This is a genomic window from Micromonospora sp. PRAS1, from assembly GCF_059553435.1.
Genome location: NZ_JCANNB010000010.1, coordinates 68,486 through 84,041, shown reverse-complemented (window position 1 = coordinate 84,041; position 15,556 = coordinate 68,486). Strand labels below are relative to the sequence as shown.

The 15,556-nt window shown below is 71.0% G+C and carries 26 protein-coding genes; 5 read left to right on the top strand and 21 right to left on the bottom strand.

The features are described from left to right. Nucleotides 1–9 precede the first annotated feature (9 nt). The 5 genes from AC507J_RS12155 to AC507J_RS12135 all read left to right on the top strand — a co-directional run bounded on the left by AC507J_RS12155 (nucleotide 10) and on the right by AC507J_RS12135 (nucleotide 2,938). Nucleotides 10–426 carry a hypothetical protein gene (locus tag AC507J_RS12155; RefSeq protein WP_496289227.1) on the top strand — a complete coding sequence of 139 codons (417 nt, stop codon included), beginning with the start codon at nucleotides 10–12 and terminating at the stop codon, nucleotides 424–426. A 421-nt stretch (nucleotides 427–847) separates the two neighbouring features. Beyond that, nucleotides 848–1,153, top strand: a complete 306-nt coding sequence (locus AC507J_RS12150) for a recombinase zinc ribbon domain-containing protein (protein ID WP_496289226.1) — start codon at nucleotides 848–850, stop codon at nucleotides 1,151–1,153. 219 nt (nucleotides 1,154–1,372) lie between these two features. Further along, entirely contained in the window at nucleotides 1,373–2,224 is an 852-nt protein-coding gene (locus tag AC507J_RS12145) for a peptidoglycan recognition protein family protein (protein ID WP_496289225.1), read from the top strand. 10 nt (nucleotides 2,225–2,234) lie between these two features. Beyond that, nucleotides 2,235–2,624: a hypothetical protein gene (locus tag AC507J_RS12140; RefSeq protein ID WP_496289224.1), complete on the top strand. Its 390-nt coding sequence runs from the start codon at nucleotides 2,235–2,237 to the stop codon at nucleotides 2,622–2,624. After that, nucleotides 2,621–2,938: a hypothetical protein gene (locus AC507J_RS12135; RefSeq protein ID WP_496289223.1), complete on the top strand. Its 318-nt coding sequence runs from the start codon at nucleotides 2,621–2,623 to the stop codon at nucleotides 2,936–2,938. Before AC507J_RS12140 ends, AC507J_RS12135 begins: the two co-directional genes overlap by 4 nt. A 44-nt stretch (nucleotides 2,939–2,982) precedes the next feature. On the opposite strand, the gene AC507J_RS12130 is transcribed toward AC507J_RS12135, so the two are convergent. From AC507J_RS12130 to AC507J_RS12030, 21 genes are all read right to left on the bottom strand, one after another. Then, the gene (locus tag AC507J_RS12130; protein ID WP_496289222.1) at nucleotides 2,983–3,297 is read right to left on the bottom strand and encodes a hypothetical protein; all 315 of its coding nucleotides are present in this window, start codon (nucleotides 3,295–3,297) and stop codon (nucleotides 2,983–2,985) included. Next, nucleotides 3,258–3,608, bottom strand: a complete 351-nt coding sequence (locus AC507J_RS12125; RefSeq protein WP_496289221.1) for a hypothetical protein — start codon at nucleotides 3,606–3,608, stop codon at nucleotides 3,258–3,260. Before AC507J_RS12125 ends, AC507J_RS12130 begins: the two co-directional genes overlap by 40 nt. 10 nt (nucleotides 3,609–3,618) lie before the next feature. Beyond that, nucleotides 3,619–4,050: a hypothetical protein gene (locus AC507J_RS12120; RefSeq protein WP_496289220.1), complete on the bottom strand. Its 432-nt coding sequence runs from the start codon at nucleotides 4,048–4,050 to the stop codon at nucleotides 3,619–3,621. Continuing rightward, nucleotides 4,050–4,319, bottom strand: coding sequence for a hypothetical protein (locus tag AC507J_RS12115; protein WP_496289219.1), 270 nt, complete (start codon nucleotides 4,317–4,319; stop codon nucleotides 4,050–4,052). The genes AC507J_RS12120 and AC507J_RS12115 overlap by 1 nt, the downstream gene beginning before the upstream one ends. A gap of 3 nt (nucleotides 4,320–4,322) precedes the next feature. After that, nucleotides 4,323–4,868 (bottom strand): hypothetical protein, encoded by a 546-nt coding sequence (locus tag AC507J_RS12110; protein ID WP_496289218.1) that lies wholly within the window; start codon nucleotides 4,866–4,868, stop codon nucleotides 4,323–4,325. Beyond that, nucleotides 4,865–5,647, bottom strand: a complete 783-nt coding sequence (locus AC507J_RS12105) for a hypothetical protein (RefSeq protein WP_496289217.1) — start codon at nucleotides 5,645–5,647, stop codon at nucleotides 4,865–4,867. Before AC507J_RS12105 ends, AC507J_RS12110 begins: the two co-directional genes overlap by 4 nt. A 7-nt stretch (nucleotides 5,648–5,654) precedes the next feature. Beyond that, on the bottom strand, nucleotides 5,655–6,590 hold the full coding sequence (locus tag AC507J_RS12100; protein ID WP_496289216.1) for a PKD domain-containing protein: 936 nt from the start codon (nucleotides 6,588–6,590) through the stop codon (nucleotides 5,655–5,657). A gap of 127 nt (nucleotides 6,591–6,717) precedes the next feature. Then, entirely contained in the window at nucleotides 6,718–7,101 is a 384-nt protein-coding gene (locus AC507J_RS12095; protein WP_496289215.1) for a hypothetical protein, read from the bottom strand. A gap of 82 nt (nucleotides 7,102–7,183) precedes the next feature. Beyond that, on the bottom strand, nucleotides 7,184–7,471 hold the full coding sequence (locus AC507J_RS12090) for a hypothetical protein (protein WP_496289214.1): 288 nt from the start codon (nucleotides 7,469–7,471) through the stop codon (nucleotides 7,184–7,186). Further along, complete coding sequence (locus tag AC507J_RS12085) at nucleotides 7,471–7,860, bottom strand: hypothetical protein (protein WP_496289213.1); 390 nt, start codon at nucleotides 7,858–7,860, stop codon at nucleotides 7,471–7,473. The genes AC507J_RS12090 and AC507J_RS12085 overlap by 1 nt, the downstream gene beginning before the upstream one ends. Then, nucleotides 7,857–8,366, bottom strand: coding sequence for a hypothetical protein (locus AC507J_RS12080; RefSeq protein ID WP_496289212.1), 510 nt, complete (start codon nucleotides 8,364–8,366; stop codon nucleotides 7,857–7,859). Before AC507J_RS12080 ends, AC507J_RS12085 begins: the two co-directional genes overlap by 4 nt. After that, entirely contained in the window at nucleotides 8,360–8,902 is a 543-nt protein-coding gene (locus AC507J_RS12075; RefSeq protein WP_496289211.1) for a hypothetical protein, read from the bottom strand. The genes AC507J_RS12080 and AC507J_RS12075 overlap by 7 nt, the downstream gene beginning before the upstream one ends. A gap of 135 nt (nucleotides 8,903–9,037) precedes the next feature. Further along, on the bottom strand, nucleotides 9,038–9,409 hold the full coding sequence (locus tag AC507J_RS12070; protein WP_496289210.1) for a hypothetical protein: 372 nt from the start codon (nucleotides 9,407–9,409) through the stop codon (nucleotides 9,038–9,040). A 146-nt stretch (nucleotides 9,410–9,555) separates the two neighbouring features. Then, nucleotides 9,556–9,750: a hypothetical protein gene (locus AC507J_RS12065; protein ID WP_496289209.1), complete on the bottom strand. Its 195-nt coding sequence runs from the start codon at nucleotides 9,748–9,750 to the stop codon at nucleotides 9,556–9,558. Nucleotides 9,751–9,865: 115 nt separating this feature from the next. Further along, on the bottom strand, nucleotides 9,866–10,870 hold the full coding sequence (locus tag AC507J_RS12060; protein ID WP_496289208.1) for an N-6 DNA methylase: 1,005 nt from the start codon (nucleotides 10,868–10,870) through the stop codon (nucleotides 9,866–9,868). A 93-nt stretch (nucleotides 10,871–10,963) separates the two neighbouring features. After that, entirely contained in the window at nucleotides 10,964–11,257 is a 294-nt protein-coding gene (locus AC507J_RS12055; protein ID WP_496289207.1) for a hypothetical protein, read from the bottom strand. A 29-nt stretch (nucleotides 11,258–11,286) separates the two neighbouring features. Continuing rightward, entirely contained in the window at nucleotides 11,287–11,625 is a 339-nt protein-coding gene (locus tag AC507J_RS12050) for a hypothetical protein (RefSeq protein WP_496289206.1), read from the bottom strand. Nucleotides 11,626–11,834: 209 nt separating this feature from the next. After that, complete coding sequence (locus AC507J_RS12045) at nucleotides 11,835–12,161, bottom strand: hypothetical protein (RefSeq protein WP_496289205.1); 327 nt, start codon at nucleotides 12,159–12,161, stop codon at nucleotides 11,835–11,837. A 185-nt stretch (nucleotides 12,162–12,346) separates the two neighbouring features. After that, nucleotides 12,347–12,712: a hypothetical protein gene (locus AC507J_RS12040; RefSeq protein WP_496289204.1), complete on the bottom strand. Its 366-nt coding sequence runs from the start codon at nucleotides 12,710–12,712 to the stop codon at nucleotides 12,347–12,349. An 8-nt stretch (nucleotides 12,713–12,720) separates the two neighbouring features. Beyond that, nucleotides 12,721–13,548 carry a hypothetical protein gene (locus AC507J_RS12035; protein WP_496289203.1) on the bottom strand — a complete coding sequence of 276 codons (828 nt, stop codon included), beginning with the start codon at nucleotides 13,546–13,548 and terminating at the stop codon, nucleotides 12,721–12,723. Between the two features lie 61 nt (nucleotides 13,549–13,609). Beyond that, nucleotides 13,610–15,307: a major capsid protein gene (locus AC507J_RS12030; RefSeq protein WP_496289202.1), complete on the bottom strand. Its 1,698-nt coding sequence runs from the start codon at nucleotides 15,305–15,307 to the stop codon at nucleotides 13,610–13,612. Nucleotides 15,308–15,556 lie beyond the last annotated feature (249 nt).

The window sequence follows — 15,556 nt, the reverse complement described above, 5'->3', positions numbered from 1 at the left end:
GGGCATCTCATGGTCCAGGCAGGACACGGGCTACACGCAGCACCCGCGCACTTCGACACCACCCCGCCGAACGGCGAGATGGTGCCCCACGTCGGCTACCGCGCCTTCCAGCAACCCGGCGAACGGTCCGCCCAGGCCGATCACCTCCTCGCCCTGCACCAGCCCGGCCGGGCACGCCTGACGATCTCCGCCAAGCCGCCACGCCTCCGACTCCGCCGCACCTGCACCTGGTGCAGCACCGCCTGGCCGTGCAGCGCCGCACGGTGGGCACGCGCCGCTCAAGCCCCGGGCGGGTCGACGGCGGGGGTGCCCTCGACCCACCCGGCCCTGCCTAGCTGGGCAGGGCCCACCGTCATCGACTGGGGTTCCGCAGCCGGGTTCACCACCCTCGCCCAAGGACTACGCGGGACGGGAGATCACCGGTGACCCGCCCCTTTCCCGCCCACGTCGACGCCGTGACCGTCCTCCCGACCAGCGTCCTGTTCCGGACCTGCGTCGAGGTGTACCTCCGCCACGAGCCCGGCCCAACGGGCACCTGCGCGTGTGGCCGGCCCGGATGCCGGTCCCGACAGCACGCTTCCCTGGTGATCGAGGCTGCGGGCGTCAGCCCTCCCTCGGTCACGGCCGAACTTGCCAGGCCCCGGCCCTGGCATGAGCGGCCTGTCCGGTTCACCGACCCCGAAGGGGAGTTAGGGGCGGTGCGGCAGCCGGCACATCCGATGGGCGTCGATCGAGCGTCCGACGCCCAGCCGGCACCGGCCGGGGGGTGGCCAGGCCAACCCCACCCCCCGGCGACCGGATACCTCGGGGGCCAGCGATGACTCCGCGCCCACTCCGCTCAGCGCTGGTGCCGAGCAACGACCCGTACCTGCTGCGGCTGCTGCTGTGGTGCGGCCCCTGCGACCTGCGCATGGTCTGCACCTCCACAGTCGTCCACGGCAACCCCCGCCGCACCTACAAGTGCAGCATGGCGTGCCGCCGCATCCACCTGTTCGCCGACGAGCTGGAGTCGCTGACCTGGACCGCCGCCGAACGGCGAGCCACCATCAGCGACATCGCCGAACCGTTCCGCAAATCAGCCCTCGAACTGCTCCTCGTGAAAGCCGTCATCGGCCCAAACCCCGATGACCTCGCCTTCACCTGGAAGACCTGAGCCCCCGCCGGTCGCCGCATCCCGCGATGCGACGGCCGGCGGGCCAGCCCGCACCGTCGGACGCTTCCCCCGTTGACCCGGCGGCGCGGCCGAGCGGGCTCGCCGTAGACGAGGCACCTACGGCGAGCCCGCTCACCCAAACATGCAGCCCCCCGCCCGTGGCCGCTACCGTAAGAGCCGTCCCCCGACAGCCGTTTGACGCTGCCGGGAGGACAACCAGTGGACATCATCAGCCGCGCCGAATGGGGCGCCCGACCACCCGAGGGCCGCGACCTCACCACCTGGTCGAAGCGGACCGTCTTCATGGGCCACTACTCGGCCGCCAGCGCCACCCAAACCCCCCGCCAAATCCAGGACTTCCACATGCGGGAGCGAGGCTGGGCGGACATCGGCTACAACTTCCTCATCTCGTCAACCAGCGGCGTGATCTTCGAGGGCCGAGGCTGGTTGACCATCGGCGCGCACTGCGCCGGCCACAACACCCCGGCGATCGGCGTCTGCATCATCGGCGCCGACAAGCCGGACGTGCAGGACGTCTCCGACGCCGCCCGCCGCTCCTTCAAGTTGCTCTACGAGGAGGCCAACCGGCGCAAGGGCAGCAAGCTGACGCTCCTCGGCCACAAGGACCGCGGTGCGACCGCCTGCCCCGGCGACGAGATCTACTCGTGGCTCAAGGCTGGTCTGCCCATTGTCGGGCAGCCGACACCCGCTCCGAAGCCGCCCGCCGGCAGCAAGCCCGCACCCGGCACCCCGCTCGCGTTCCCCCTGCCCGCCGGCTGGTACTTCGGCCCCGTCTCCGGCCCCGACTACTCGGTGTCCGGACTGTACGAACGCTACTTCCGGGGCCGCACCGACCGTGCCTGGCTCAAGGAATGGGCCACCCAGCTCAGCCGGCGCGGCTGGAACGTCGGCAAGGGCCGCCGCTGGCTCAGCGAGCACGGCAACGACGGCATCTACGGTGCCGAGTATCGCGCGCTTGCCCTGGCGTTCCAGCGCGATCAGCGTCTCCGCCAGGACGCGCTGATCGGCATCAACACCTGGACCGCCGCCTTCAACAACCCGGTCACCTGACGGGCCGCCGATGACTCCCGAGGTGATCGTCTTGCTGCTCGGCGGCGGGTCGGTCGTGGGCGTCGTCGCTGACCGTCTCGTGACGTGGCTGGTCGGCCGGCGCAAGGAGCGCATCTCGCTGGCCGACCAGTCGACCCAGATGGCGGAGCGTCTGCTGGTCCGCATGGACGCCCAGCTGGCCGGAGCCGAAACGAAGCTCCAGCTCGCCGAGACGCAGATGGCGGCCGCGAACCTGACCATCGCCCAACTCCGTGAGGAGCTTGCCCGCACCAAGGGCGAGGTCGCCCAGCTGCGCGCCGAGCTGCGTAGCCGCAAGGACGTCTCCGCTGATCGTGACCGGCTCCTGGTCGAGAACGCCCAGCTCAAAGCCCAGGTTATCTCTCTTGGAGGGCAGCCATGACCCCTACCACCCAGACCCGCCACCCGTGGCGGGCCACCGCCCGCACTGCCTTCGCAGTCACCGTCGCGCTGCTGTCGCTGCTGCCGACCATCGCCATCGCCGGCGGCATCGCCGACGTGCCAGCCATCGCCCAGGTCCTCGGCGTCGCCGCCGCCATCACCCGCGTCCTCGCGCTGCCCGGCGTCGACGACTTCCTCAAGCAGTACCTGCCGTGGCTGGCCAGCGCGCCCGCTGACGAGGTGCCACCGCCGACCGCCACGCAGCGGACCCCGCTGCCGCCGCGCACCACCTTCCGGGACAGCGACTTCCGCTGACCGTAACCAGGAAGGGCGACCCCAGCTCGGGGTCGCCCTTCCGGCTATCCGCCTACCGCCCGCCGCATCCCGCCCAATGCCCGGGCGAACGACTCGTCCGTCTCGTCGTCGGACCACTCCGGCCGGTCGTCCAACACTTCCCCGGCCGGCGGTGTCTCCAACGCCTGCCGGAACTTCGCGACATCCTTCTCCGTGCCGCCGTCCACCCACCAGGCGTAGATGACGTCCAGCAGCGACGGCAGCGGCAGGTCCAACGGCTCCCGGCCGGTACGCAGCAGCATCGTGCCGTGGAACTCGGGCCAGCGTTTGACCGCCAGGGTCAGGAGTCGCTGCCCGACCCAGTAGGGCGGCCGGACCACTCCTCACACACGTACTCGAAGATCGCCATCGCATCGGCGAAGTCGAAGCTGTCCGTCGTGTTCAACAGCCGCCGCCGGAACACCACCAGGCTGGCCGGGTCGAGGGTCTGCTCGAAAAAGTCGAGCACCGCCGCCACCTGGTCCGCCTCGGTGCGACTCGACGACGCCGCCGCCATCAGGTACGCCAACTGAGCGTCCTTCGGCGCCCGGCAGACCATCTCCACCGTGTCCAGCTTGAACGGCACATCCGGCAGCTTCTTACCGTCGTCACTCGCCTGCGCCGTCCTGGCGCTGGTCGTGAACTCCCTCATCTGTCCTCCCCTATCTGCGGACGAGCCGGAACCCCTCCTGGCGCGCCACGTCTTCCATTGCCTCCCGCAGCCACGGCTGTGCCCTGGTACCCGGGTGGTTCACCAGGCTCGTGAACACCACCTGACCGCCCGTCACGAACCGCAGCACCCCACCCGGCCGCCGAGGCCGGATCACGTGCGCTGCACTGCCGTCGTGCACGGCCGCCGCGTACTCGGCCGTGTTCTCGACGAACCCGTACACCCGGCCGACGCGGACCCCAACCTCTTCGCGGTGCGCCGTCCGCAACCGCCCGGTGTCCACCGGAGAGGTCAGCACCGCCCTGGTCCGCACCCGCCTCGCCACGCTCCGGATGAACCGCACCACCGGGCCGACCGGCCCGTACAGCAACCGCCGGATCTCCCCCGCGTTCAGGTCGATCCGCACATCAGTCCGCACCGCCATCAGCGCCGCCGCGACCGTCTCGCCGGCAGCGGCTCACCATCGCCGGCCGGCGGCTCGTCACCGTTGCCGGCCGCCGGGCCCGACGGAGCGTCCTCGACGGCAGCCAACGGGCCCGCCGGAGGCTCGCCGCTGTCCAGGACCTCGTACCGGCCGGCGTCGACCAACTTCGCCAGCTGCGGCGTCCACTCCACCCCGTGGCGCACCTGCCTGTCGGCGACGCCGGACATCGCCGTCAACGCCCGCACCGTCACCGTCTGCCCGTCCCGCATCGGCTACGTCTCCTCACACACGCAGATGTTCGTCATCACCGCAACCAGCACCTCCTGGCCGACGCAGCCGCCGGACGGGCCGACGCTGGACTGCTCACCGATCCACACCGACTCGACCTGCTCGACGTTCTGCAGCTCGCACAGCACCGCCCGGCGGATCCGGCCGGCGTCGTCCGCGAGCTCACCCGCCGACCGTTCCAGGTCCGCTCCGGTCGGCGGGTTCCCGCCGTCGTCGATGGTGGGCGCGCACCGGGCGGTGCCTACGCCCAGCTCCACCGCCCAGAACGCGCCCGGGTCCGCGCCGTCGTCGAGCGGCGTACCCCGCCCGCCAGGGAACTCGCCGGGCAGCACCGGATAGGTGCGCACGATCCGCACCCACGCCTGCCCGTCGCAGCACGAGTCGATGGCCACATCACGGCCCGGCACCACCGCACACACCGCCGGTGTCCCGCCGAGCGCATCGGTCAGCGCCTCGTCGACGAGCGCCCGCAGCCGCACCGCGACCGGCCACGCCACCTCATCAGCGACGGTCAGCTCCGGGAGCGTCACGACGTTCGCCTCCTGCCCCTGTCCAAGTCCGGCGACCACACCACCGAGTCACGAGGCAGCCGGTGCGGGTTCACGATCCGCAGCCACTGGTCAACCTCCGGTAGACCGGTCATGCCGTCCCTCAACAGCTGCGACGGGTCCGCGAACGTGGCCTGCACGCCTTGCCGCACCACCGACTGCACCCGCCTCGGCAGCCGGCAGGTGCTGTCGTTCGTCAACGCCTTCGCCACCTCGCAGGCGTACTGTCCGGCGGCGATCCGGCCACCCGGCGGCACCGCAACACCACGGCGGTACGTGACCGCCCACGCGCCCGGCTCGTCGTCGCCGAGCCTCAAGTCCTGCGTCCACGGCCAACCCTCACCGTCGACGCGCACCAGCCACCGCCGATCCTGCACCACGTACGCCTCGGCCGGCACCACCTCGCCGTCCACGACCACCCGGGTGACGTCGTTGACCGGGCCGGGCAGCGACAGCTCAGCCGCCGATGACACACACTCGCAGCTGCCGGCCCCAACGCAGCCGCACCAGGTCACCGCCAGGCTGCCGTACGGCAGCGTCAGCCACGGCTCCCGCCGCAGCCACGCGTCGTAGGTGCCGCGCCGGCACGGCCGCACCGTCGACGAGCACAGCCCGTACCGACGGCCGGACAGCGACCACAGCACCTCCGTGGCGAGGTCCGCAGCTGCCGTCCGGGCCGCCTCGTCGATCGCGTCCCAGCCCTTGCAGTACGTCGTGTTCAGCGTCCACTCGCACGGGCCGGTCCGCGCCGGCTGCGTCACCGCAGCCTCAGATGGCCGGAGCGACGAACGACAGGAACCGCTGCGCTCCCGACGCCGTGTGCGTCACCGTCACCAGGTACGTTCCCGGGCTCGCGTACTGGTGGCTCACCGACGCCGCCTCAGCCGGCCCCGCCGCCGAGGTACCGTCACCCCAATCCACCGTGTACTCGGCACCGGGCAGGCCCGGCACCCACGTCGCGGTGAACTCGGCGGTCATGTTCGTCTCGTCGCTGTCGTCGGCGGCCAGGGTGCCGTCCGGCGGCCGCGGGGCCAGCCCGCACGTCGGTGCCGGCGGCGGCAGCAGCGTCCAGTCGAGGTGCAGCAGGTCGTCGTCGCCCATCGGGTCGGTCAGCGGCGCGACACCCGTCGTCCGCAGGTACACGTCGTACGGGCCGACACCCCACTCTGGGTTCTCGATCGCCTTGCCGGTCAGCGTGAAGTTCGCCGCCCCGTTCTCGATCGTGAAGTCCCCGATCATCCCGTCGATGATCTGCGGCAGCAGGAAGTACCCGAACCGTGGCCGGGCCATCGTGCCGCACCGCTTGAGCTGGGTGCCCGACCACACTTCCAACGCCACCGCCGAGTCGAGGTTCAACCGGCTGGTGATCCGCAGGCCAGTGGCGGTGCCGTCCTCGTCGAGCAGCACCGGCTGCCCCGTGAACAGCGTGTACAGCTCCGGGTCGACCCGACCGCACGTGACGGTCACGTTGTACAGCTTGATCCGCCGCCGCGCCGGCTCGTACACCAGCCGGTCACCGTTGGCGTCTTTCTGGTCGATCTCCTCGCCGTCGTCGACCTCGGCGGCGTACTCGACCGAGATGAAGCCCTTCGACGTGACGTGGACCGGCCAGCCTCCGGCGCCCAGGATCGGGTCGCCGCACACCCCGAGCTTGGTGGCCCGGAGCATCTTCCCCTTCACGGGGGTGTCACACACCGCGGACATCGGCACATCCTCAGCAGGAGAGTCCCATGCCCGGCCCGCAGCCAGCGGCGTATACCCCGCCAGCGTAGCCGAGAGGGCGCTGGCCCCGGGTGGGACACAGCGCCCTCTCGGCTACGCCTGCGGGGCGCTATTTCCGCACGGACGGATGGGTGCCGAGCACCAGGTCGCGGATCAGCGCCTCGATCTGCGGGGCGGAGTCGTGCGGCACCCGGAACGCGATCGTCGACGCGCCGGCCACCACCGCCACCGCCGTGTGCAGGCCGTCGCGCTGCGCCGCGACCGACTGCACCGCCCGCATGGCGAGCATCTGCCGGCCCTGCTCCTTGAACCGGGGCCGGCACGCTCGGAACAGCAGCGTGATCCCGACCGTGTAGACCGCGAGGATCACCAGCAGCACGTTCGCCACCTTCGTGCGGCCAGGCTGGCTCCACTCGATCCGGTCGGGCCATACCGCGACCCGCGCGTTCCGTCCGGCTACGTGGCTCTCGAACCGCGCCAACGGCTCCATCATGGTCCCTCCACAGTGAACGGGGCCGCACCCTGGCTGGATGCGGCCCCGATCCTAGACCGGCCGGATAGCGCCAGCCGTCCCGTCAGGTCAGCTGACGGCCGTCGATCACCTCCACCGTCGCGCCGATCTGCGCGAGTTTCGCCCGCACCTGCTCGGCCACCTCGTCCCAGGCTTCGCCCGTCAACACCGTGCCGGTGCGCCGCCCGTCCTTGATCGCGGTCACCATCACCGCCGAGTCGACGTCGAGGACCTGGCCCGTCCGCTCGCACGTGATCCGCCGCTGCACCGCGTACAGCAGCGTCTCCCGGTCGAGGTGCCGGTTCCGCTCTTCCTCGTTGTCCGCCATTAAGGCCCTGAGCACGTTGTTCATCAGTGCCTCACCGGGGTCAACCACGGGCCGAGCGGCTTGTCCGCCCTCGCCCGGCAGCCCACGCACAGCGGCTGCTCGTCCACACCCGCCGCCACGTCGACGCGCACCGGCGTCGTCGAGGGGCACCCGGCGCAGCGCAGTCGGAGCGTCCGCTCCAGGCGCAGGCCCATCAGCAGCATGCCGCGCGGCACGAGGGTTTCCCTCGGCTGCCCGCCGCTGCGGAGCGGCAGGATCACCAGGTTGACGGTCGTCGGGAAGTCCCCCACGGACTGCACGTCGGCGATCTCGACCAGCTGCCCGAACAGCAGCACCTGGTCTCGGCGGACCAACTCCTCGGTCCGGATCGGCTGGCCCTGCCTCGGCATCGGCTTCTCGTTCGACTCGCTCATGCTGGCTTGTCCTCTCCTTGGGCCAGCCAGCACCAGCGGGCCTCCACGTCGACCACCAACTGCTCCGTCATCCCGGCCCACACGTCGGCCGGCAGCGTCGCCAGGTGGTGCCACCGGCCGCCCCGGGCCGCGTAGACGTGCAGCGCCCCCATCTCGTGCTCCCACAGGTAGGCCCACCCGTCGTCGGTGGGCGTGCCGCCGCCCAGGTCCCCCGCCACGGCCGGGCCGGGCTCGCTCGTGTTCGCCGCGAGCCCCAGGCCGCGCACGTACGCCCACTCGGGGCGACGCTCGGCGACGGCCTGCTCCGGCCACGGCTTGTACGCCAGCACCGACCAGTCGCGGCGCAGCAACGCCTCGACCATTGCGGCCGTGTCCCGCCGGAACTTCGCCGCCCAGATAACCCGCATCTGGGCGAGGGTTCCGCTGGGCTGACCCTCCAGGGCGACCCGCCGGGCCTGGAACCGTCGAGCTCCGGGCTCGAACTTCCCGACCAGCGCGTTCACCACGCCGTCACCTCCTTCATGCGTCTCCGCACGGCGTCCATGTACATCCGGAAGTCGTCCGCTCTCCACTGCGCCGAGTAGCCGGCCTTCTGAACCGACAGCACCTCGTCGAGGGGCAGCGTCGGAAGCTCGTGCACCGACCAGCACGCCCACGGCCGCCACCGCGCCGGCCCGCGCTCGGGGAGCACCCCGAGGTAGACGTGCAGCCGGTGACCGCCGAACAGGTACGCCCACTCCCGGTCGTACGCGTTCTCGGTCGCGATGTGGCCGCGCAGCGGCTCTTCGTCGTTGGGGCTCGGCACACCGACCAGAGGCCCGGCGTCGCCGGTTCCCGGGAGGGTGTAGAGCCGCGACCAGTCGGTGCGCATCAGCTCGTCGACGGCCGCCTGCACGTCGTGCGCCATCAGTTCGTGCACCAGCACGGATAGGGCGGGCACGATCATCGTCGGGCACGCGTCGTGCTGGACATGCCGCGCCTGGTAGAAGCCGTCGGCACCTTCGGTGCCGACCAGCGCGCGTAGACCCACGTCAACCTCCACGTGAACTGGGTCTTGCTCGGACAGATACCTTGCCGCTGTCCGGCCGCAATCGTCAATAGCGGCCGGACAGCGAGAGCCCGGCTAGGGACTCCACACCGGGGCCGGGCGACCAGCCCGGCCCCGTCTACGCAGCCACTAGGCGCGCTGCGGGACCGTCACCACACCGATCCACTCACCCCACCCCTGCGCCGGGTCCGCGTCCGACTTCCGGTGCACCGCCACGGCTGGGCCACGCATGTCGAAGCCCTCGCGCAGCAGCACCTCGACCGCCCGGCGCATCTCCTCCACGCCGTTGTCCTCACTGCGCAGCTCGATCACCGCCTGCGACACCACCATCGGTCGCGCGTCACACTCGTCGACCGGCTCGCCAGCGTGCACGCAGCGCGGGGCGTGCGGGTCCGCAATGTGCTCGCGGCAGTGCACGCACCGGTCCTCGCCGTCGTAGCAGGCACCGTTCGGCCCGCACTCCACGACCCGCAGGCCGCGCTTGATGCTGTGCTTGCCCATGTTGACCTCCACGTGAACTGGGCAGTTCTCCTGACTCGCACGGCCGCTTTCGCGGTTTGCGGCCGTACCTGTTGAAGCCCGGCTAGGGACTCCGCAGCGGGGCCGGACACTCGCCCGGCCCCGCCTAGGCAGCCACCAGACGGCTGCTACGCCGCCCTGGCCACACCCTCGAACTCGGCCGGGCCGTGCTCCTTCTTCCGCCACACGCCGGCCCTGTCGCGGTGCAGCTCGAAGCCGGCCTCCTCCAGGACCGCGAGGATCTGGCTGGCGGTGGCCATGCCGTCGACCGCGCGCACCTCGACGTGCACCTCAAACGCCTCGGCGGGCCTTGCGTCGCTCATCTCGACCTCCACGTTGGGGACTGCTTGGCGTACATATACATTGTATGCGACCGGGCCCCGCGCGTACACAGAATATGTACACGCGGGGCTGTGTAGCAGGTCACACAAGCGCAGGTCAGAACAGCCGTCCCTGCCGGTACGCCGCCTCAGCGTCGAACGTGGACGAGGCCGGCGGCGGCGGGGGCGGCTGAGGTGCCGACTTCGGCGCCGCCTTCCGCATGTGCCGATCCAGCGCGCTTTCCGGCGTCGGCAGCTCCAGCAAGTCCCGCACCGCGCTGATCTGCTGGGCCAGCTGCCAGGCCCGCCGCATCTCATCGATGGCGATCTGACGGGTCCGCAGGGCCTCGTGCATCCACGCTTCCAGCAGACCGTCACCGCAGCCGACGACCACCCGCCAGCCCAGCCCCCACAGGTGCATGTTCACCGCGCACAGCGCCGCCGCGAGGGGATCCAGGTCGTTCGCCCACCACTCGCACGTCGTCGGGTCGAGGCCCTTCTCCCGCATGGCCCGGGCCGCGCCGAGGAACATCGTGCCAGTGCCGGCGCACGGCTCCAGGACGCGCTGGCCCTCCTCCGGCCCCGCCATCTGACCGATCAGCTCTGTCACGTCGACCGGCGTCAGGAACTGGCCGATGCCCTTCCGCCCGCCGTGGCTCTTCATCTGCTGGAGCAGGGTCCCCAGCAGGTCGTAGTCACCCCACCCGTCCGGCCCGAACCGGCCGAGCACACCGCGCCGCAGCGCCGCCTGGCCGACCGCGTGCACGGCGCGCTTCGTCGTCTCATCCGGCTCGTCCTCGGTCCACTTCCACAGGTGCATGGTCCGCGGGTTCAGGTCGGGCCTCAGCGCCGCGAACTCGCACCACAGCCGCTGCGTCAGCAGCCAGAAGCCCTCATGGTCCAGGCGCTCCGCCATCCCTCCCACTCGGGCGAGCTGGTCGGGGTCCGGCGCCTCTCGCGCCAGGATCGCCAGAACAGCCACCACCGACATCGGCACCTCTACCCGGGAGCCGCCATACCGGCTGTGCCATGCCTGGTCGACCGCCTCCGCGACACCCCGCGCGTGCTCTCGCGGGTCTGACGGCACGGCGTTCGCGCGCCACGCCACCGTTGTTGACGTCATCTCTCCTCCACGTGAACAGCCCGCCGGCTCTCCCGCCGGCGGGAACGTCAGCGCCCCCGCAGCCAGGGCGGCTACGGGGGCGCTCGGTGCGGCTCAGCGCAGCCGCAACACCTGCATGTCGGGCACGCCCACCACCGTGGGGTGCGTCAGGCCGTAGAAGTTCAGCCGCACGCCGCCACCCAGGTCCTCCTTCACCGCCACGGCGTGCGCCTCGGCGTACACCTCGGTCCAGTCGACGCGCGGCACGCTCTCGTGCCGGCGCTCACTCAGGGCCGCCAGGTCGAACGACACGACGTCGCCGTCCTCCACCTCGGACAGCGCGACCGGCTGCCACTGCTCGGCGGTCGGCATCTGCTCGAACAGCTCGGCTCGCATGGTCACGGTCATGGCCACTCCCTCTCTCTCGTCTCTCTCGCTCAGCACGTCCCGCACATGCCCGAGGCGGGCAGCGCGCAGAAGCACGATTCGCACAGCCGCTTACGCACGGCTGCCACCTCCCGCGCGTTCTCCGCCGCCTGCCGCTCGCGGGCGACCCGCTCGCGCTCGGCGTACACGCGCTCGTTGTGCTCCCGCACCGCCCGGTTGTGGGCGAGGAGCGCGCGGTCCTCCTCCTCCGTGGGGCGTCGGACGGGGGTGGTCAGCGCCGCCTGCAAGGCGTCCGTCAGCGCGTTCAGCCGGTGGACGGTCACCGTGTCCGCCCAGCTCGCGACCTTCCGGCCACGGTCGGTCGTCACGCTCAGGTGCGCCAGGCTCATCGGACTCTCCTCGCAGGTGGGGTGACTTACTGTACATATTCATTGTATCCAGACACTAAGCCTGGCGTACATATTTTTTGTACTCTTGGACGGTGGAGCGGGTCACATGAGCGCCGATGCCCCCGCGCCGCCTGGCGCGAGGGACATCGAGCCCGCAACCACCGCGCGCCAGCCAGGGGCTCACCCCCGACCGGCGCGCGTCGGAATACTCAGCCCGCCCGGTTGGCCTTCACACCGTGCGCGACGTACGCGAGAGCCGCCCGCCGCTCGGCCACCTTCATTAGCGCCGCGTCGACCGTCGCCGCCTTGTCGGTCACAGCGGCCAGCAGGTCGCCGCGCACCGTCGTCCGCAGGTCGCCCGCCGTCGCGGCCACCACGGCGTTCGCGGTCGCCTCAGTGAGCTCGGCAGCCCGCCCCTCCAGCTCCCGCTCAGCCTCGACCAACCGCACGGTCAGCTGGAAGATCACTCCGCCCCGCTCGGCACCCTCAACCTCGACGCCGTACTCCTTGAGCAGCTCGTTGATCCGGCTCTCCATCTCAGTCCCTCCTAGTGGGGTGGCGCGTTGTGTACATACTCATTGTATGCGCCAAGCACTCCATCCGTGCATAATTTATGTACGCTGAGGCTGTGGAGCGAGTCACACAGAGAGCGCCGCCCCGCCCGGTCCACGGGGAAGGGACCAGACGGGGCGGCGCAGCCCGAGGCGTTGGGGTCAGCCGGTCAGCGACTCCGCGAGGACCGCGACCGGGCCGCCTTGCTCGGCGGCTGGGAGGAATCGTCCGCCAGCTCGGCGTCTACCTCGGACACGCCAGCCCCGGCGACGACCGACGCGCTCTCCTCGCCGACCTCAGCCGGCGTCTTCTCCTCGCCGCTCTCGGCCGGCGGGTCGAGGCTCGGCTGCACCACCCGACCATCGCCCGTCCCGAGAACCACGTCCGCGATGTCGTCCGGCACCTCGAACGCCAAGCCCAGCGCCCCATCCGTGTTCGTCCGCACCTCGTCGTGCCGCTCCGGACCGGCCGCGTCGAGCAGCTGCCGCGCCAGCCGCCCAGCGTCCTCCCGGTCCGTCGGGTAGATCAGCGTCATCTCTCCTCCTACGCCGGCGCACCCGGCAGCTTGACCTTCACCGCCGCCACCGCGCAGCTCCACCCCACCGTGTAGAACCGCTCAGCGACCGCGAACACCTCGTTGCTCTTGCGGTCCAGGGCCTCCGGCAATCTCGGCAGGAACACCGCCGACCGGCGCACCATCACCGGCCCCGTCGCATACAGCCACGCCTCACCCGCCTCCGGCACCTCGCCGCCGGGACCAACGCCGGTCGTCTGCGCGAACACCACCGGGTTGCCTAACGGCCCGACAAGCCGCGGCCCTTCCACGCGGGTCAGCTGCTTCGACACGAACCAGCCGGCCGTCCACCGCGGAGCCCACAACACGCCGAGCACACCCGCCGCCTGCGCCAGGTGCGACTCCAGCAGTCCGATTCCCGTCTCCAGAGCGACCGGCGTCTCGCCGGTGTCCGCGAGCACCGGCGTGCCGGCCGCAGCCAGGTGCGGCGTCGTGTCGGCCTCGCCGGTCCACACGTAGTGCTCCAGCGACTGCTGCTCGACCAGGCCGATCGCCCGCCGCGCTCGCTCCAGCAGGTCCGGTCGGGCCGCCGATCGGCCCGTCAGACCCGTGTACAGCCGGATCGCCTGGGACTGCACCAGCGGCACCCCGTCGGGCAGTTCCATCGCCTCCCGGTCGAGGTCGGACGCCGCCGCCGTGTTCGTCGGCGCAGGAGCGTCGACGCACTGTGGCTCCCACTCCACACCGGCCTGGAACTCGCGCTGGTCCGCCGGGTCGACCACGGCCGCCGCCGAGAACAGGCCGTACCGGTACGGCGTCGCCGCAGGGGCGTCGACGTATACGAAGGGCTGAGTCACCGCCACCTCCCTGTGAAGCTGCGGGCCGCACCGGATGGGCGCGGCCCCGTCAGCGGGTTGCTCAGTCCTCGGACGCCGCGCACGAGAACGCGACGGTCTGCCCGGTGACACCGGCCGGGCACAGCGGCACGGTCAGCTTGTACGACACGTAGCACCGCTTCACCAGCAGCGTCGCCTGCTCGGTGAACAGCGCGATGTACTCGTTGTCCCGCAGCTTCATGCTGTCGTAGACCGCCGACAGATCGATGATCGGCTTCGTGCCCTTCACCCAGGTACCGGGCGCGTAGATCAGGAAATCGACCGCACCCGGCCACTGGCCCGGCGCGGTGGTGCCGCCGAATCCGGCGCCGCCCGCGTTGACGTACCCGTCCTGCCAGTCGTAGATGAACTGCGGACGCAGGTGCCTCCGCGTGAACCAAGCGGTGATCTGCTCGTCGGTCACGTCGAAAAAGTTCACCCCCGCTCGGCGCGCCATGTCGGCCCGGATCCAGTCGAGCAGCCACAGCGGCGCGACGCACTCCAGCAGGGCACGCCGGCTCATCCGATACCGGTACCGGTAGTCGGTCGCCGCAAGCGACAGCGCACCGAGCACCGCGGTCGTCGTCTCGTCGCCGCCGAGGTCGCCGCCGAGGGTGAGCGTGAACTGCGTCGACTGCGACGGAGCGGTGGCCATCCGCTGCACCATCCGCGCGTTGATCTTGTGCTCGTGGGCGGTCATGGCCCGCCGCACCACGTCACGGGTCAACTCCGGCCACACCGCGTTCTGCACGATGTCCTGCTCGATCTGCACCCCATCGATCTCCAAGCGGGTCTCCACGAAGTCGACCGTGGGCACTCGGTAGCTCGGCTTGTCGGTGCCGGCGATCGAGTCGGCCTCCGTCTGCACGAACCCGGTGGCCGAGTACAGCGTGGCAAAGTCCAAGTTGGCCGGCACCTTGATGCCGCCGCCGCGTGGAATCGAGATGCCCGGCAGGTCGAGGATGCCCTCGGTCGTCTCCAGCCCCTCGCACAGCTCCCACAACGTCTCCGACGGGGCACCCCAGCCGCCGGCGGCAACGAGGTTCCCGCCTGTCAGGCGCGACTCGCTGCCGGCCAGGTCGATCAGTCCCAGGTCGACCAGGCCGCTGCCCCCGGCAACGAGGGCCTGGTCGACCGGCAGCTCCACCCGAGCCACGTTCTGCTTGATGCGCGTCTGCACCTGTGAGCCCACACCACGTGGGAACCCCGCGAACTTGTCGTCGAACGCCGCCGCGACCTCGGTCACCGACGAGAACACGTGCCCGTGCGGAACGTTCGGCACATCCGCCGCCGCCTTGATGATCGCTGACCGGCCGCCCTGCGTCACCTTTGGCTTCGGCTGCCGGCGGGCCGCCCGCCGCGCCAGCGACGCCACGACCGGCGTCGGCTGCTGTGCCGTCGCCTGTTCGTTAACCGGCGGATCCTCGCCCGGACTTTCCTCACCCGCGCCTCCGCCCGGCTCGGTGTCGCCGCCCTCCCCCTCAGGCTCCTCCGGGTTACCGTGAACAGCGGCGTCCAGGTCGTCCAACTCCGACGCGACGGCCGCCGCGTCCTGCTCGATCTGCTCCTGCTCGGCACGAACAGATGCAACGAACGTCGCCAGCTCCCGCAGCCGAACCAAGCCGGCGGCGTTCAGCTCCGGATCGTCGCGGAGCGCGTCGAACGCCTCGACGGCCTCAGCCTCCAGGCGACCCAGCGCATCGAGGTCGAGCCCGTCCAGGCTCTCGGGGATCTCAAACACCGTCGGCTCCTCAGCACGGTAGGGACCTAGTCCCGACCGGCCCGCAGCCAGCATCGGTGGTATCGCGCACAGACTAACGCAGCATGCGACACCTGTGATCAGGAAGCATGCCCCTGCCCTACACCCAGCCTCACAGATGTACGGCCGATGCCGCAGCGTCGACGACGTCGTGCCGGAGGATGTGCCGGTCTACACCTGGAACATCGGCGGGTACCAGGTCGCGAACGCATCCCGTGTTGCTCCCCGCAC

What these genes read in the sequence shown, in the direction of transcription:
- AC507J_RS12155 (WP_496289227.1), top strand. Translation starts at nt 10, where the DNA reads ATGGTCCAGGCAGGACACGGGCTACACGCAGCACCCGCGCACTTCGAC.
- AC507J_RS12140 (WP_496289224.1), top strand. Translation starts at nt 2,235, where the DNA reads ATGACTCCCGAGGTGATCGTCTTGCTGCTCGGCGGCGGGTCGGTCGTG.
- AC507J_RS12135 (WP_496289223.1), top strand. Translation starts at nt 2,621, where the DNA reads ATGACCCCTACCACCCAGACCCGCCACCCGTGGCGGGCCACCGCCCGC.
- AC507J_RS12125 (WP_496289221.1), bottom strand. Translation starts at nt 3,608, where the DNA reads ATGAGGGAGTTCACGACCAGCGCCAGGACGGCGCAGGCGAGTGACGAC.
- AC507J_RS12120 (WP_496289220.1), bottom strand. Translation starts at nt 4,050, where the DNA reads ATGGCGGTGCGGACTGATGTGCGGATCGACCTGAACGCGGGGGAGATC.
- AC507J_RS12115 (WP_496289219.1), bottom strand. Translation starts at nt 4,319, where the DNA reads ATGCGGGACGGGCAGACGGTGACGGTGCGGGCGTTGACGGCGATGTCC.
- AC507J_RS12100 (WP_496289216.1), bottom strand. Translation starts at nt 6,590, where the DNA reads ATGTCCGCGGTGTGTGACACCCCCGTGAAGGGGAAGATGCTCCGGGCC.
- AC507J_RS12095 (WP_496289215.1), bottom strand. Translation starts at nt 7,101, where the DNA reads ATGATGGAGCCGTTGGCGCGGTTCGAGAGCCACGTAGCCGGACGGAAC.
- AC507J_RS12090 (WP_496289214.1), bottom strand. Translation starts at nt 7,471, where the DNA reads ATGAACAACGTGCTCAGGGCCTTAATGGCGGACAACGAGGAAGAGCGG.
- AC507J_RS12085 (WP_496289213.1), bottom strand. Translation starts at nt 7,860, where the DNA reads ATGAGCGAGTCGAACGAGAAGCCGATGCCGAGGCAGGGCCAGCCGATC.
- AC507J_RS12070 (WP_496289210.1), bottom strand. Translation starts at nt 9,409, where the DNA reads ATGGGCAAGCACAGCATCAAGCGCGGCCTGCGGGTCGTGGAGTGCGGG.
- AC507J_RS12065 (WP_496289209.1), bottom strand. Translation starts at nt 9,750, where the DNA reads ATGAGCGACGCAAGGCCCGCCGAGGCGTTTGAGGTGCACGTCGAGGTG.
- AC507J_RS12060 (WP_496289208.1), bottom strand. Translation starts at nt 10,870, where the DNA reads ATGACGTCAACAACGGTGGCGTGGCGCGCGAACGCCGTGCCGTCAGAC.
- AC507J_RS12055 (WP_496289207.1), bottom strand. Translation starts at nt 11,257, where the DNA reads ATGACCGTGACCATGCGAGCCGAGCTGTTCGAGCAGATGCCGACCGCC.
- AC507J_RS12050 (WP_496289206.1), bottom strand. Translation starts at nt 11,625, where the DNA reads ATGAGCCTGGCGCACCTGAGCGTGACGACCGACCGTGGCCGGAAGGTC.
- AC507J_RS12045 (WP_496289205.1), bottom strand. Translation starts at nt 12,161, where the DNA reads ATGGAGAGCCGGATCAACGAGCTGCTCAAGGAGTACGGCGTCGAGGTT.
- AC507J_RS12040 (WP_496289204.1), bottom strand. Translation starts at nt 12,712, where the DNA reads ATGACGCTGATCTACCCGACGGACCGGGAGGACGCTGGGCGGCTGGCG.